This window comes from Nocardia sp. FBN12, from assembly GCF_050320175.1.
Lineage (GTDB): Bacteria > Actinomycetota > Actinomycetes > Mycobacteriales > Mycobacteriaceae > Nocardia.
In genome coordinates this window covers 6,968,333-6,983,231 of record NZ_CP190048.1, presented here as the reverse complement: position 1 = coordinate 6,983,231, position 14,899 = coordinate 6,968,333, and the positions used below count along the sequence as shown (strand labels likewise).

Genomic DNA, 14,899 nt, shown 5'->3' with positions numbered 1-14,899 from the left:
GAGAAATCTAACATCGCGCGGTTACCACCTCGATAACATGAATGTCACCCCCGCATCCCGGTAGCCGGGACGAAACCCGCTCCGCATGCGCTGCCGGCAGGGAGAGTCTCGAATCAATATCGAATCGTCACTCCACAGATCAGGTGTCACAGAAATTCGTCGAACGGATCAACGGCCATCAATCGCCGCAGCAACCACCTTCGGGCACCGGCACAGTTCTGGATTCCCGGGTTTGGGCATTGCGGGCGGCGAGGTCGGCGTCGGCCGGATAGTCGACGGCGATGAGGCTCAAGCCGTGGGCAGGAGCGACGGTGACCGAGCTGGATCGTTCGGTTTCGGTGAGCAGGGTGGTGGTCCAGTCGGGGGTGCGGCGGCCTTCGCCCACCGCGAGGACGGCGCCGACGAGGCTGCGGACCATCGACCAGCAGAAGGCGTCGGCGCTGACATAGGCGGTGAGCAGGTCGCCCTCGCGTTCCCAGTCGAAGCGCTGGAGTTCGCGAATGGTGGTGGCGCCCTCGCGGCGGCGGCAGAAAGCGGCGAAGTTGTGCAGGCCCAACAGGTTTCGGGACGCTGCGCGCATGGCCTCGAGGTCTACGCCCGGCTTGCACGGCACCACGCCGCGCGCCTGCAACGGCTGGGCGCCGTAGGGGGCGGTGGTGAGCCGGTAGACATAGTGACGGCGCATCGCGGAGAAGCGGGCGTCGAATTCGGGAGGGGCGGTGCGGATTTCGGTGATCCGCACGTCCTTGGGCAGGAACTTCGCCATGCGGTACATCAGCTTGTCGGCGTCGAATTCCGACTCCGTGTCGAAGTGCGCGACCTGCCCCTCGGCGTGCACACCCGCGTCGGTACGCCCGGCGACCGTCAGCTGCAGCGGTTCACGCAACACCTTCGACAGCGACTCCTCTAGCACGCCCTGCACCGTGCGCAACCCCGGCTGACGTGCCCAGCCGGTGAAATCGGTGCCGTCATAACTGATCCCGAGCCGCACCCGCGTCATGTCATCCTCCTGAAGTCGCGCACAGAAAAGAACCGAGCCCGTCACCCACGAAGGGTGACGGGCTCGGCAGAACTCCTGAGAATCAGGCGTCCTTCTTGTCCTCGGTGGCCTCGTCGGCGGCCGGGGCGTCCGCCACGGTCTCCTCGACGACCTCAGCGGCCGGAGCCTCTTCGGTCTTCTGCGAAGCGGCGACACGACGGGCCCGATCGGCCTCGTTGGTCACGGTCTTCTCGCGGACGAGCTCGATGATGGCCATCGGCGCGTTGTCACCCTTGCGCGGCAGCGCCTTGGTGATACGCGTGTAGCCACCCTCGCGACCCTCGAACGAGGGGCCGATGTCGGCGAACAGGACGTGCACGACGTCCTTGTTGCGGATGTCCTTCATGACCTCACGACGGTCGGCAAGGCTGCCGGCCTTCGCCTTGGTGATGATCTTCTCGGCGTAGGGACGCACCGCCTTGGCCTTGGCCTCGGTGGTCGTGATCCGACCGTGCTCGAAAAGCGCCGTGGCCAGGTTGGCGAAGATCGCCTTCTGGTGCGACGCCGAGCCGCCGAACCGGCGACCCTTCTTGGGCTTGGGCATTGTGGGTTTCTCCTGGGCGTATTAAAGCTGTTCGGTTTCGGCGTAGTCCTGCTCGCCGCCGTCGGTATCACTGAACGTGCCGCTGTCGCTCCACGTTCCGGTGCTCGCGTCGTAACCCACCACGGAGGACGGGTCGAACGACGCCGGGCTGTCCTTGAGCGAGAGGCCGAGCGTGTGCAGCTTGACCTTCACCTCGTCGATGGACTTCTGGCCGAAGTTGCGGATGTCGAGCAGGTCCGACTCGGTACGGGCGACGAGCTCGCCCACCGTGTGCACACCCTCGCGCTTGAGGCAGTTGTAGGACCGGACGGTGAGGTCCAGGTCCTCGATCGGCAGACCGAACGAGGCGATGTGATCTGCCTCGGCCGGGCTGGGGCCGATCTCGATGCCCTCGGCTTCGACGTTGAGCTCACGGGCCAGGCCGAAGAGCTCGACCAGGGTCTTACCGGCCGAAGCCAGCGCGTCCCGGGCCGTGATGGAGTTCTTGGTCTCCACGTCGAGGATGAGACGGTCGAAGTCGGTGCGCTGCTCGACACGGGTGGCCTCGACCTTGTAGGTCACCTTGAGCACCGGGGAGTAGATCGAATCCACGGGGATCCGGCCGATTTCCGCGCCGGTCGCCTTGTTCTGCACGGCGGGCACGTAACCGCGGCCCCGCTCGACGACGAGCTCGATCTCGAGCTTGCCCTTGTCGTTCAGGGTGGCGATGTGCATGTCCGGGTTGTGCACGATGACGCCGGCGGGCGGGACGATGTCACCGGCGGTGACGGTGCCCGGGCCCTGCTTACGCACGTACATGGTGACCGGCTCGTCCTCTTCGGAGGACACGACCAGGCCCTTGAGGTTCAGGATGATGTCGGTGACATCTTCCTTCACGCCGGGGACGGTGGTGAACTCGTGCAGGACGCCGTCGATGCGGATGCTCGTGACCGCGGCCCCCGGGATGGAGGACAGCAGGGTACGACGCAGCGAGTTGCCGAGGGTGTAACCGAAGCCCGGCTCGAGGGGTTCGATGGTGAACTTCGAGCGGTTCTCCGCCACAACCTCTTCGGTCAGTGTCGGACGCTGGGAAATCAGCATGAGGATCTACTTCCTGTCTGGGCATCCACTATTTGATGCCTGATCAGTGATTGCGGGGGCCGCCGCGTAGCGACCCCCACCAAAAGCGCTTACTTCGAGTAGTATTCGACGATGAGCTGTTCCTGCAGCGGCACATCGATCTGCGCGCGCTCGGGCAGCTGGTGCACCAGGATGCGCAGGCGGCCGGGGACGACCTGCAGCCAACCGGGAACCGGACGGTCACCGACGGTCTCGCGAGCCACCTGGAACGGCAGCGTCGGGAGCGACTTCTCCTTGACATCGATGATGTCGTACTGGGAGACCTGGTAGCTGGGGACGTTCACCTTGACACCGTTGACGACGAAGTGACCGTGGCTGACCAGCTGACGGGCCTGACGACGGGTACGGGCCAGACCGGCGCGGTACACGACGTTGTCCAGACGCGACTCGAGCAGACGGAGCAGGTTGTCGCCGGTCTTACCCTTGAGGCGGTTGGCCTCTTCGTAGTAACGACGGAACTGCTTCTCCATGACGCCGTACGAGAAGCGAGCCTTCTGCTTCTCCTGCAGCTGCATGAGGTACTCGGATTCCTTGATCCGCGCGCGGCCGTGCTGGCCGGGCGGGTAAGGACGACGCTCGAACGCCTGGTCGCCTCCGACGAGGTCGACGCGCAGACGGCGCGACTTGCGGGTGATGGGGCCTGTATAACGTGCCATTTTAAGCTTTTTCCTTTCCCGCTGTTAGACGCGACGCCGCTTGGGCGGACGGCAGCCGTTGTGCGGCTGAGGAGTGACATCGGAGATCGAGCCGACCTCCAGGCCTGCGGCCTGCAGCGAACGGATCGCGGTCTCGCGGCCCGAACCCGGGCCCTTCACGAACACGTCGACCTTCTTGACGCCGTTCTCCTGCGCCTTGCGGGCAGCGTTCTCGGCAGCGAGCTGCGCGGCGAACGGGGTGCTCTTACGCGAACCCTTGAAACCGACGTGGCCCGACGACGCCCACGAGATGACATTGCCCTCGGGGTCGGTGATCGAGACGATGGTGTTGTTGAACGTGCTCTTGATGTGCGCGTGGCCGTGCGGGATGTTCTTCTTATCCCGGCGACGCGACTTCTGAGTCTTCTTCGGGCCAGCGGCCCGGCTCTTCGGAGGCATACGCTATCCCTACTTCTTCTTGCCGGCGACGGTCTTCTTCGGACCCTTACGCGTACGCGCGTTGGTCTTGGTGCGCTGACCACGCACGGGCAGGCCACGACGGTGGCGGATGCCCTGGTAGCAGCCGATCTCGATCTTGCGACGAATATCGGCCTGCACCTCGCGGCGCAGGTCACCTTCGACCTTGTAGTCCGTGGCCTCGATGAACTCACGAAGCTTCGCGAGGTCGTCGTCGGTCAGATCCTTGGAGCGCAGGTCGGGGCTGACGCCCGTCTCGGCCAGGATCTGGGTGGCGCGGGTGCGCCCGATTCCGAAGATGTAGGTCAGCGCGATCTCCATGCGCTTTTCGCGCGGGAGATCAACGCCCATCAGACGTGCCATGTGGCAGGTTCCTTAATGGTTGCGGAGGTCTGCTCCCCGTCCGTCCCCCCGTGTACAAAATGGGGGCACCGGCCTCCGTGCCGGTGGATGGCGCGCACACGTGCGTACGCGCTGGAACTGGGAGTTCTTCTTTCGGTCAGTCCGATCAGACGATCGGTGCCCGGTGGTGAGGGGAGACTCAGCCCTGACGCTGCTTGTGGCGCAGGTTGTCGCAGATCACCATGACCCGACCATGACGGCGGATCACCTTGCACTTCTCGCAGATCTTCTTGACGCTCGGATTAACCTTCACGTCAGTCCAATCTTGTATTGGTCCACACAGGTGGTGTGAACACAGTTTTTCCCCAGCCAGAGGACTGGGGAAGTCTGGGGTGTGTCCCGTTGCCGGGACACTGTCCGACGCCGCGCGCCGGTGTGGCTCGCGACGCCGTCAGGCATCACTTGTAGCGGTAGACAATCCGGCCGCGAGAGAGGTCGTACGGCGACAGCTCGACGACCACGCGGTCTTCCGGAAGGATACGAATGTAGTGCTGCCGCATCTTTCCGCTGATGTGCGCGAGAACCTTGTGACCGTTCTCGAGCTCGATCCGGAACATCGCATTGGGCAGCGGCTCGACAACTCGACCCTCGACCTCGATGGCCCCGTCTTTCTTCGCCATATCCTCCGCGATCCCGGTTACGCTCAACCTGAGTTTTGATTACTCGTGCTGCTCACTCGCGACGGCTGACGACGGCCAGCATGCATGCGAACAGTCGGCGCATAGGTGCACCGCCGCTCAAGCTTACCGGGCCGGGCGGTCTGAGGCAAAAGTGGCCCCGCACGGTACACCCCGATCGGGTCTCACGCCGGGCTATCCGGCTGGCTTGTTTTCCAGAGTTCCAGCGGTTGACGGTGGGCGATCCGAGGTCGCCTCGGGGAGTGGCCCTAGAGATGAGGCGCCCACCACGGTGTCGGGGTTGTCGCGTAAACTCCACGGCGTCGGAGAAGTGGGTCGATCAGATCGGGGGACCCTGGTGAGCGAGGCGTGCCGGTGAGCCGCAACAACGACAGCCTCCCCATGTTGCCGCCGTGGCTGTCGGAGAGCGACGTCACGCAGGTCGGTTACGAGGCTCCGGTCGAGAACCTGCCCCAGGACGACGAGATCGACGAGGCACCCAAACGCCGCCGGTTCATGGGCCGTGGTGACGACGCGCCGCGCAAGGAGAAGGGCAGGCGTCGCCGCAGGGAGCGCGAGTCCGAGGAAGAGACCGCCGCGCAGTCCGCACGTCCGGCCGAGCCGACCCACCAGTCCGGCTGGTCCACCCAGCCGCCCGCGAACCCGCAGATCCCCGGCCCCTCTCACCAGCAACCCCACCGCGAAGAACAGCCACGTCAGCAGCCCACGTACGAGCAACAGCCCGGCCGCGACCACCCGCAGCCGACGCACGAGCAGCCCCCGCATCAGCGAACCGGCCGCGATGGGACGCCGCACCAGCAGGTGCCGGAGCAGCCGAGGCCCGGCTGGCAAGCGGCACCGAACCCGCTCGCGCCGCCGCCTGTGCAGTCACCGCCCGACTCGGGACCGTGGCAGAACGCCCAGGGACCGGCTGCGACCACAGGTCCCGCGGCGACCGACGCGTCGCCGTGGAACACCGGCCAGTCGTCGCCGACGAGCCCGGCGCCTTGGCCTACCGGTCAACCCCCGGCCGATCATGCGCCGACGTCTACCGGCTCGACTCCCGCGAACGGGCCGCTGTCCACCGGCGGACGTAGCAGTGCCGAATCGGCCGCGCCGACCGGCACGTCACCCAGGCAGGCCGGACCGGCCGCCCATGCGGGGCCCGCATTGCCCGCGCCGCCCGTCGAGTCGCCGGATCAGGGCGCGGGCTCGCTCCCGACGCGCACCCCGGCCCCACCGTCGAACGGCTTCACCCCCCTCGGCCCGTCCCAGCAGCGCCCCGACCTGCCCCCGCCCCCTCCCTTGCCGGACCCACCCGCCCGGCCGACCGAGGCCCCGCCCCGGCTGACTGTCCCGCCGCAGCCGGTCGCCCCTCGGCGCGAAGTCGAGCAACCCGCCGACTCGGCGTCGCCTCGCGACGAGCACACGCGATCCGCGACCGGCACATCGTCAGCGCCCGCTCTCGATGAGACCGGACAGTCCGCTTCCACGCGTCGTGAGATGGCGCAGTCCACCGGCTCAGGATCGCGATCTGCCCCGTCCGACGAGGTCGAGCAGTCCGCGGCGATCGAGTCGCAAGCCGCGCCGGCAACCGGCGCTCCCGAATCAGCCTCGGCGACAACCGGCGCGGCCACGGATTCGCCGGCGACCGGCGCGCGTCATGCGGTCAGCGGTTGGTCGATGCCCGACGAGGACGCCCCCGCGCCCACGCCGCCCGCCACCGAAACCCCCGCGCCCACCGCCGAACCACAGGCACCCTGGGACCCGTTCGCCGACGGCACTCCCTCGCCGACACCTGCTGTCGCCCCCGAGTCGCATTCGACGCCGGCGCCAGCTGTCACAGCTGAATCGCAGTCGCCACTGTCGGACTCCGCGACTCCCGACACGTCCACCGACAGCGGGTCCCCGCACGCCACCGGCGCATCCGCGTCGCATGGGTCTCCCTACAGCTCCGGCGAATCCGTCGCTCCGCAGCAGTCCGCGGACCAGCGATCGCCGTATGCGTCGGGCGAGACCGCGCCGCCGTCGACTTATCCTGCGACGCAATACAACCCGGTTCCCGGCGATCCCACGCCGGTCGCGCCGACGCATGCGCCGGACGGGCGGACCGAGGTGTTCCGGTCCGATGACCCACGGCTGCCGAACCGGGCAGCGAGCGAGGAGCACGGTCAGGCGAGCCATGGCTCGAACGCGGCGGAGCAGGCGCGCGCTGTGCAAACCGGTTATCGCTCGGGCGAATTCGTGCAGGCGGCCGATGCCGTCTCGCCGTATCCGCGTCCCGACGGCACCCCGGCGCAGCATCAACAGCCCGACGGCCTGCCCACCTACGGGCCAGATGGGGTCGCCGTGCGACCCGACGGTGCCGCACAGCAACGGCCCGATGCCGCTCCCACACAGCACCCCGACGGCTCACCGGCACCGCAGTATCAGCCTGACGGCACCCCGAGTCCCCAGTACCAACAGCCGAATCAGGGTGCGCAACAACAGTTCCTGCCGAACGGCCCGTCGCAGCCGTACCAGCCCGACAGGGCGCCTGCGCAGCAGCAGCCCCACGGGCCCGCCCAGCAATACCTGCCCGACGACACCCCCGCGCCGCAGTACCAACCCAACAGTCCCGGCCAGCAGTACCGGCCCGACGGCATGCCCGCGCCGCAGTACCAGGCGGACGGCACGCCCGCGCAGCAGTATCAGCCGCCCAGCGGACCCGCCCAGCAATACCTGCCCGATGGCACCCCTGCGCCGCAGTACCAGCCCGACGGCACGCCCGCACAGCAATACCAGCAACCCGCTGCCGCCCCGCAGCAGTACCAGCAACCCAACGCCGCCCCGCAGCAGTATCAGCAGCCGGGCAACTACCAGCAGGGCCAGCAACAGCCACACGGCCAACCGGGTTGGGGCGCACAGCCACAGGGCTACCAGCCCTCGCTCGACAACGTTCCGGTCAAGCGCGCCAAGAAGGCGCCGGGCAGCGGTTGGCGCAAGGCCGTGCACCATGCGTCCGGTGGCGCGATCAATCCCGGCATGTCCGCCGAGGAGTTGCGCCTGCAGGAGCTCGTGGCCCGCATCCGCCAACCCGTGCGTGGCGACTATCGCATCGCGGTCCTCTCGCTGAAGGGCGGCGTCGGCAAGACGACCACCACCACCGGGATCGGATCGATCTTCGCCTCGATCCGCGGCGACCGGGTGATCGCCGTCGACGCCAACCCCGACTTCGGCACCCTGTCGCAGCGAGTAGCCATCCAGACCCGTTCAACAGTGCGTGATCTGCTGCTCGATCCGTCGATCCAGCGCTACTCCGATGTCCGCAGGCATACCTCCCAGGGCTCGAGCCGACTGGAAGTCCTTGCCAGCGAACGTGACCCGGCCGCGTCGGAAGCGTTCAACGACGAGGAATACCGGGCCGTTGCCCGCATCCTGCAGCGCTTCTACAACATCATCCTCACCGACTGCGGCACCGGCCTGATGCACTCGGCGATGAGTGGGGTCCTCGACCTCGCGCACTCGCTGGTGCTGATCTCCTCGGCCGCCATCGACGGCGCCCGCAGCGCCGCCGCGACCCTGGACTGGTTGTCGCTACACGGCCACGACCACCTGGTCCGCAACGCGGTGGTCGTCATCAACCTTCCCCGCGAGGGCTCACCGAACGTCGGCATCCAGCAGCTGCGCGAGTACTTCCTCTCGCGCTGCCGCGCCGTCCACATCATCCCGTTCGACGAACACCTCTCCGAGGGCGCCGAAATCGACCTGCACCGCCTGCACAAGAGCACCAAGCGCGCCTATGTCGAACTGGCCGCCACGGTGGCCGACGAGTTCGGCGTACAGCACCACCGTCTCGGCTGACCCGCGCGAAGAACACCACGCCCGCGACGAACACCGCGGGCGTGGTGCGCTCAGCGCTGGGTCACCACTCCGGCAACCGCCTGCGCCCGGCCAGCACGTCCCGCACCAGATCGTCGTAGGCATCGGCCAGTTCGGCCAGGTGGTGCCACGCGCAGTGCAGCATCTCGTCATGGGCGGCCATCGTCATCAGCGCGTGGTGCGCCCGCACGGAAGCCTCGGCCATGCGGTCGATGACCGAGCCGACGGTCTCGGTGTGCAGCGTCGCGCCGAGCCGGTGCTGCGGTATTCCGCGCAGCACCCAGTCGTCGATCGCCAGTACGAGCTCGCTACGGCGACAGTCGATTTCGCGCAACACCTCCGGGTCGGTATCGACCCGTCCGCCGCGCCCGACAATGCGTTTCTCGTGCAGCACCGCCAGATCGCGGGCGAACCACAGCAGCGGTCCACCGACCACCCGATGCCCGCGACACGCGCGGACGAGAAGATCGGAAAGGGGTAACAGACCGGTAGCGGCCGGAGGCCCGGCGGTATCGACACTTCGCACTGTGTCAGGGAAAGCCATGACAACTGTTGAACTTTCCGAACCAGCCACGTTGCCTCGCCGTCATCGCCGCAGAGCACCGGATCAGGACGTTCATTACAATAAACCTCGCAAGCTCTCTGTCAAGCATTACTCGGCCGTAGGTAACCGATACGAGTACACTTCGTTACCTGCACGACCTACCGAGGAGCATGATGGCGGACGGTCCGACCTATCTCCGGATCGCGAACCTTCTCCGTGAGGAGATCCGCGCGGGCACATGGAAACCGGGCGACCGGCTACCGAGCCACTCCGAGCTCGCCGATCAGATGCAGGTCTCGATCACCACCTCGCGCAACGCGATTCAGGTGCTGGTCGCTGAAAATCTCGTCTACACAGCGACTTCCCGCGGCACCATCGTGCGAAACCAGGAAGTCCTGGAGTCGGTGGTCACCGACCACATCCGGCGCGATCGGCCCAAGTCGGCGCACGACATCTTCGAGGAGATCGCGCGCGCGGCCAACCGCGAACCGTCCAAGCAGTTCAGCACCAGGATGGAACCCGCGAACACCGAGGTCGCGCACTGGCTCGGGGTCGCCGTCGATTCCTGGGTGCTTGCCCGCACGGTCGTGCAGTACCTGGACAACGAACCGTGGTCGTGGGAGGTGAGTTTCTACCCCCGCGACCTGGCCGAAGCCGCGGGCATCGACTCCCCCCGCGACATCCCGGAGGGCACCACCCGCCGTCTGGCCGACCGCGGCTACGGCGAGACCGCCCACCGCGACACCGTGCTGGCCCGCGCCGCCACCGCCGAGGAGGCGGCCGTGCTCGGCGTCGCCACCGGCACCGTCCTGCTCGACCACCTGCGCATCGGCGCCAACCACGAACGCGTCACCCGCGCCACCCGGCACCGCTCCCTCGCGGGCCGCAACCAGCTGGCCTACCAGCTCGGCGACACCACCGGCACCGACGTCATCGCCCGCACCCTCGGCATCGCACCCGGGTTGGCCGTCGCGCTGCCATGACGGTGCGCCTGCGCCCGGCCACCCTGGGCGACCTGCCACTGATCTGCCGCCTGCGCGTCCAGCGCACGTCGTGGCTGACGGCACGCGGGTCGGATCAGTGGACGGTGGCGGGGCGCGGGCGGCCGATCGAGAGCTTCGCCGGGGCGGTGGGCCGGGCGCTGGATCAGGGCGAGACGTGGATCGCGGAGGTGGACGGTGAGTCCGCGGGGACGATCACGGTCAACCATCGGGCGGATCCGGGTCTGTGGTCGGCGTGGGAGCTGGCCGATGCGGTGATCGTGCATTTCATGATCGTCGATCTGCGGTTCGCGGGGCGGCAGGTCGGGCACCGGATGCTCGCCCACGCCGCCCGGCTGGCCGACCAGAAGCACCGGCACTGGGTCCGCCTCGATGCCTGGACCGCCAATCGCCAGCTCCACGACTACTACCGCCGCGCCGGCTTCTCCCTGGCCCGGATCGCCGACCCACGGACGACCGGCCCGTCCTGCGCCCTGTTCGAACGCCGCACCGACAGCTGGTGTGGGCCGACGGTCCACCGGCCCGCCCACCGCCGCACCGCTGCCCCTGCACTTCCGCTGATGGACCGCTTTCCCAGCTGAGCGCCCGCTACACCGGTGGCAGGTCGGCGATCTGGACGAGTTCGATGCCCTGGCTGCGGGAGATCAACGTGCCTCGGCCCGGCGGCATCTTGCTCGGGCGAACGTCGCCGATCAGCTTTCCCTCGTCCCGGGATCCGCTCATGATCAACGACTGGACCGACAGGTTCTTCATCGCGCCGAGCACCGGATCGTAAAGGGCCCGCGACGCACCGCCGATGCGGCGGGTGACGACCAGGTGCAGGCCGATATCGCGCGCCTGCGGCAAGTACTCCAGCAGCGGGGCGAACGGGTTGACCGAACCGGTGACGACCATGTCGTAGTCGTCGACGACGACATAGATCTCCGGACCCGACCACCAGCTGCGTTCGCGCAGTTGCTGCTGGGTGATGTCGGAACCGGGGATTCGCTTGGACAGGTAGCCCGCGACCTCGGCGATCATCGGCCCACAGGTCTGCGACGAGGTCGAGTAGCCGGCGAGCTGATCGCCCTCGAGCACACCGAGCATGGTGCGCCGATAGTCGATCATGATGATCCGCGCCTGCGACGCGTCGGACTGTTCGGCGATGCTCATCACGATATTGCGCAGCAGCGTGGTCTTGCCGCACTCCACATCGGCGAAGGCCATGAAGTGTGGTTCGAGACCGAAATCCAGGATCAGCGGCTGCAATTCGGATTCGCCGAGACCGACGACGACCTTGGTGCGGTCGAGCGTGACGCCCTGCTGCTTGGCGGTCGCGACGACCTCGTCGCGCGGGAAGCTCAGCGGCAGCATGCGCACCTGCGGGGCACGCCGGCCCGGATACAGCGCCACGAGTTCCTCGCGCGCACTGGTGACACCGTCGGCGACCGTGGCCGGGTCGGAGTCGGAATCCAAGCGGGGCAACGCGATCAGCATGTGCAACTGCTCGCGCGTGAGACCGCGGCCCGGCCTGCCGACCGGAACCTGGTGCGCGGTACGGCGATTCATCTCCGAGTCGCCGGGGTCGCCGAGGCGAAGCTCGAGCCTGGTGCCGACCTGGTCTTTGACCACCGGCCGGATCTCGGCCCAGCGGGATGCACCGATCACCAGGTGGACGCCGTAGGAAAGGCCCTGGGTGGCAATGGCGTTGATGTGCGGTTCGAGCACATCGAATTCCTCGCGGATGGCGCTCCAGCCGTCGATCACCAGGAACACGTCACCGAACTGGTCGGCGGCCAGCAGGTCGCCCGGCGCGGCGGTGGTTCCGTTGATCTGCCTGGCCTCCAGCGCGGAGAACTTGCGGCGACGGAACTCGGCCATCGACTCGATGCCGAGTTCGGCGAACCGTTCCTCGCGCTGGCGCATCAGCGTGGTGAGCTCGGCGATGGTGCGGCGTACCCGGTCACCGTCGAGACGACCGGCGACCGAACCGACGTGCGGAATCCCGACCAGGCCGGCCATGCTGCCACCACCGAAGTCGAGGCAGTAGAACTGCACCTGCTCGGGCGTGTGCGTGGCGGCCGCGGCCAGAATGATCGTGCGCAGCGTGGTGGACTTGCCCGACTGCGGGCCGCCGACCACCGCGACATTGCCTTGCGCGCCCGCGAGATTGATGGTGAGCACGTCACGGCGCTGTTCGTAGGGCTTGTCGATGACGCCGATCGGCATCCACAGCTGGCCGTGCCGGTTCACCGGCGAACGCCAGTCCGGGTCGGGCAGCAGCATGTCGGCGGTCGGCGATTCCTCCAGCGGCGGCAGCCACACCTCGTGGGCTGGCCTGCCGTGTCCGGTGAGCCGCTTGACCACCACGTCGAGCAACGAGTCCGGGATGCCCTCTTCCGAGGCGGGCCCGCTGGGCGGTGGCGGCGGTAGTTCCGGCCTGCCGCGCAGGATCGGGTCGGCCTCCTCCAGGTCCGGCTCGGCCTCGACCACCTCGACCGGCGCCGCGGTGAACACGACCGGCCGTTGCCCGCCCATCGGCGCGCCGTCGTCGTCGATGACCGTGCCGACCGGTGCGACATAGGAACCAGAGACGTAGCTGGCGTTGAACCGAAGCGGTTCGGACGCATCGCTTTTCAGGTAGCCCGCGCCCGGCACGCTCGGCAGGTGGTAAGCATCGGTGATACCGAGGACCGCGCGTGATTCGTTGGCCGAGAAGGTGCGAAGGCCGATCCGGTAGGACAGGTGCGATTCCAGACCGCGCAGCTTGTTCTCCTCGAGGCGCTGCGAGGCCAGCAGTAGATGCACGTGCAGCGAACGGCCGAGGCGGCCGATCATCACGAACAGTTCGGCGAAATCCGGTTTCTGCGAGAGCAATTCGGAGAACTCGTCGACCACCACGAACAGCGCGGGCAGCGGATCGAGCGGAACGCCTGCCGCCCTTGCCTTCTCGTAGTCGGTGACGTTGGCGTAGTTGCCCGCCGAGCGCAGCAGCTCCTGGCGGCGGTTCATCTCACCGGCGAGGGCGTCCTTCATGCGGTCGACCAGTGAGAGCTCGTCCTCGAGGTTGGTGATCACGGCCGCGACATGCGGCAGCGAGTCGAGGCCGAGGAAGGTCGCGCCACCCTTGAAGTCGACGAGCACCAGGTTGAGCGCGTCCGGCGAGTGGGTGGTGACCAGCGAAAGCACCAGGGTGCGAAGGAATTCCGACTTGCCCGACCCGGTGGCACCGATGCACAGACCGTGCGGGCCCATGCCGTTCTCGGCCGACTCCTTGATGTCGATCTCGACCGGCGTGCCGTCCGGGGTGATGCCGATGGGCACCCGCAGCCGTTCGCGCGCGGTCCGCGGTCGCCACACCCTGGCGGGGTCGATCTGGGCGGCGTCGGGAATGCGCAGCAGTGCCATCAGGCCGGGGTCGCTGGTGGTGCCCTCCCCCAGGCTGACGATCTGCGCGGCCGTCGCGAGCCGGTAGCGGGCCAGCGAGCGCGCGAAGGCCGCCGCCTCGGCCGGGCTGACCTCGTCGGCGGTGGCGAACCGTTCCACCCCGGCGGCACTGCGCGCCGACACCACGCCGTCGGCGACGACCAGTTGCAGGCCGCGGCGCGCCGCGAGTCCGTTCTCGGGCGCGGTCAGATCGAGCACGGTCACCGAGTCGAGGCCGGATTCGCTGATGGTGCGTTCGTTGCCGCTGATGTAGCCGTCGTCGATCACGACCACCAGGTGCAGCCTGCCCTGGGTCGGCTGCGGATTGCGCATGAAGCGACCGCGTTCCATCAGCTCGGTCTGCAACGCCGATTCGAGTTCGCCGAGCGAGGTGTACATCATCCGCGCCGAGCCGAGCCCGTCGCGCACCGACGGATGCTGCACGTGCGGAAGCCATTTGGCCCAGGCCCAGTGCGTGTCCGGATCGGCGCAGACGATGGCGACGACGAGATTGTCCGGCCCGTGGAAGGTGGTCAGTTCCATCAGCATGGCCCGCACCAATTCGCGGCCCTCGTCGAGGTCGCCGCCGATATTGATGGCGGGGAAGGCGCGCAGCGAGACCGCGGTCGGCAGTTCGTGCACCACCGAATGGGTGCGCACGAAACGGCGCAGCGCCACCGTCGACACCGGCTCCAGGTCTTCCAGCGGGCCGGTTTCGGGCCTGGCCAGCTTGGTGGCGAGGCGGTGGCTACCGACGCCGACTCGCACATGCCCGAAGTCGGGGTCGTTGGGGCGGCGCTCCCACATCCGCCTGCTGCCGATCAGCGAGGGCAGGTCGGCGGGTTCGGGATGGCTCCAGCCGAGTGTCTCGAGCTGTTTGGTGCCGGTGGTGCGCACGTCCTTGCGCACCTGGTCGAGATACCGGAAGTAGTCCTTGCGTTCCTCGTTGAGCTCCACGGCGCGCTTGGGGCCGCCGCCGCGCATGCCCGCCATCATGCCGACCATCGACATGAGCATCATCATCGGGAACATCATCATCATCGGATTGGCCAGCAGATTGCGGCCCATCGTGACCATCATCGCGATCATGCCGACCACCGCGACCACCATGATGACGGGCATCAGCTTCATCATCAGCGGCGACGGGATGGCGCGCTCGATCTCCGGCGGCGGGGAGAGCGCGACTTCACCGCCCGGTGCGCGCGGCGGCGCGATCCGGGGGCGACGGACGAAACCTTCGGTTGCCATCGATCCC

The 14,899-nt window shown here is 67.8% G+C and carries 13 protein-coding genes; 3 read left to right on the top strand and 10 right to left on the bottom strand.

All coding sequences use genetic code 11. The features are described 5' to 3' along the window. Positions 1–178 precede the first annotated feature (178 nt). From truA to infA, 8 genes are all read right to left on the bottom strand, one after another. Positions 179–1,000, bottom strand: a complete 822-nt coding sequence (gene truA / locus ACQHI0_RS32765; protein ID WP_427905560.1) for a tRNA pseudouridine(38-40) synthase TruA — start codon at positions 998–1,000, stop codon at positions 179–181. Positions 1,001–1,082: 82 nt separating this feature from the next. Further along, on the bottom strand, positions 1,083–1,583 hold the full coding sequence (gene rplQ / locus ACQHI0_RS32760; protein ID WP_379326965.1) for a 50S ribosomal protein L17: 501 nt from the start codon (positions 1,581–1,583) through the stop codon (positions 1,083–1,085). Between the two features lie 21 nt (positions 1,584–1,604). Beyond that, complete coding sequence (locus ACQHI0_RS32755) at positions 1,605–2,663, bottom strand: DNA-directed RNA polymerase subunit alpha (protein WP_056818293.1); 1,059 nt, start codon at positions 2,661–2,663, stop codon at positions 1,605–1,607. Between the two features lie 89 nt (positions 2,664–2,752). Continuing rightward, positions 2,753–3,358, bottom strand: coding sequence for a 30S ribosomal protein S4 (rpsD, locus tag ACQHI0_RS32750; protein ID WP_019045111.1), 606 nt, complete (start codon positions 3,356–3,358; stop codon positions 2,753–2,755). A gap of 24 nt (positions 3,359–3,382) precedes the next feature. Continuing rightward, complete coding sequence (gene rpsK / locus ACQHI0_RS32745; RefSeq protein WP_019045110.1) at positions 3,383–3,796, bottom strand: 30S ribosomal protein S11; 414 nt, start codon at positions 3,794–3,796, stop codon at positions 3,383–3,385. Between the two features lie 9 nt (positions 3,797–3,805). Further along, positions 3,806–4,177, bottom strand: a complete 372-nt coding sequence (rpsM, locus tag ACQHI0_RS32740; RefSeq protein WP_266296680.1) for a 30S ribosomal protein S13 — start codon at positions 4,175–4,177, stop codon at positions 3,806–3,808. Positions 4,178–4,355: 178 nt separating this feature from the next. After that, on the bottom strand, positions 4,356–4,469 hold the full coding sequence (gene rpmJ, locus ACQHI0_RS32735; RefSeq protein ID WP_056818299.1) for a 50S ribosomal protein L36: 114 nt from the start codon (positions 4,467–4,469) through the stop codon (positions 4,356–4,358). A 145-nt stretch (positions 4,470–4,614) separates the two neighbouring features. Then, positions 4,615–4,836 (bottom strand): translation initiation factor IF-1, encoded by a 222-nt coding sequence (gene infA, locus ACQHI0_RS32730; RefSeq protein ID WP_003418601.1) that lies wholly within the window; start codon positions 4,834–4,836, stop codon positions 4,615–4,617. Between the two features lie 372 nt (positions 4,837–5,208). Here infA and ACQHI0_RS32725 point away from each other — a divergent pair, with 372 nt between their 5' ends. Continuing rightward, the gene (locus tag ACQHI0_RS32725) at positions 5,209–8,676 is read left to right on the top strand and encodes an AAA family ATPase (protein ID WP_427905559.1); all 3,468 of its coding nucleotides are present in this window, start codon (positions 5,209–5,211) and stop codon (positions 8,674–8,676) included. Between the two features lie 61 nt (positions 8,677–8,737). Here ACQHI0_RS32725 and ACQHI0_RS32720 read toward each other — a convergent pair whose 3' ends face one another. Beyond that, positions 8,738–9,220, bottom strand: a complete 483-nt coding sequence (locus ACQHI0_RS32720; RefSeq protein ID WP_427905558.1) for a DUF4254 domain-containing protein — start codon at positions 9,218–9,220, stop codon at positions 8,738–8,740. A 191-nt stretch (positions 9,221–9,411) separates the two neighbouring features. Between ACQHI0_RS32720 and ACQHI0_RS32715 the strand changes: the two genes are divergently transcribed. Continuing rightward, entirely contained in the window at positions 9,412–10,221 is an 810-nt protein-coding gene (locus ACQHI0_RS32715) for a GntR family transcriptional regulator (protein ID WP_427905557.1), read from the top strand. After that, positions 10,218–10,820: a GNAT family N-acetyltransferase gene (locus ACQHI0_RS32710; protein ID WP_427905556.1), complete on the top strand. Its 603-nt coding sequence runs from the start codon at positions 10,218–10,220 to the stop codon at positions 10,818–10,820. Before ACQHI0_RS32715 ends, ACQHI0_RS32710 begins: the two co-directional genes overlap by 4 nt. A gap of 7 nt (positions 10,821–10,827) precedes the next feature. Here ACQHI0_RS32710 and eccCa read toward each other — a convergent pair whose 3' ends face one another. Beyond that, positions 10,828–14,892: a type VII secretion protein EccCa gene (gene eccCa, locus ACQHI0_RS32705; RefSeq protein WP_427905555.1), complete on the bottom strand. Its 4,065-nt coding sequence runs from the start codon at positions 14,890–14,892 to the stop codon at positions 10,828–10,830. Positions 14,893–14,899: the final 7 nt, after the last annotated feature.

Bases quoted from the DNA above. Each gene is read 5' to 3' on its own strand.
- rpsD (WP_019045111.1), bottom strand. From the start codon at position 3,358: ATGGCACGTTATACAGGCCCCATCACCCGCAAGTCGCGCCGTCTGCGC.
- ACQHI0_RS32755 (WP_056818293.1), bottom strand. From the start codon at position 2,663: ATGCTGATTTCCCAGCGTCCGACACTGACCGAAGAGGTTGTGGCGGAG.
- rpsK (WP_019045110.1), bottom strand. From the start codon at position 3,796: ATGCCTCCGAAGAGCCGGGCCGCTGGCCCGAAGAAGACTCAGAAGTCG.
- ACQHI0_RS32715 (WP_427905557.1), top strand. From the start codon at position 9,412: ATGGCGGACGGTCCGACCTATCTCCGGATCGCGAACCTTCTCCGTGAG.
- eccCa (WP_427905555.1), bottom strand. From the start codon at position 14,892: ATGGCAACCGAAGGTTTCGTCCGTCGCCCCCGGATCGCGCCGCCGCGC.
- infA (WP_003418601.1), bottom strand. From the start codon at position 4,836: ATGGCGAAGAAAGACGGGGCCATCGAGGTCGAGGGTCGAGTTGTCGAG.
- rpsM (WP_266296680.1), bottom strand. From the start codon at position 4,177: ATGGCACGTCTGATGGGCGTTGATCTCCCGCGCGAAAAGCGCATGGAG.
- rplQ (WP_379326965.1), bottom strand. From the start codon at position 1,583: ATGCCCAAGCCCAAGAAGGGTCGCCGGTTCGGCGGCTCGGCGTCGCAC.
- truA (WP_427905560.1), bottom strand. From the start codon at position 1,000: ATGACGCGGGTGCGGCTCGGGATCAGTTATGACGGCACCGATTTCACC.
- ACQHI0_RS32710 (WP_427905556.1), top strand. From the start codon at position 10,218: ATGACGGTGCGCCTGCGCCCGGCCACCCTGGGCGACCTGCCACTGATC.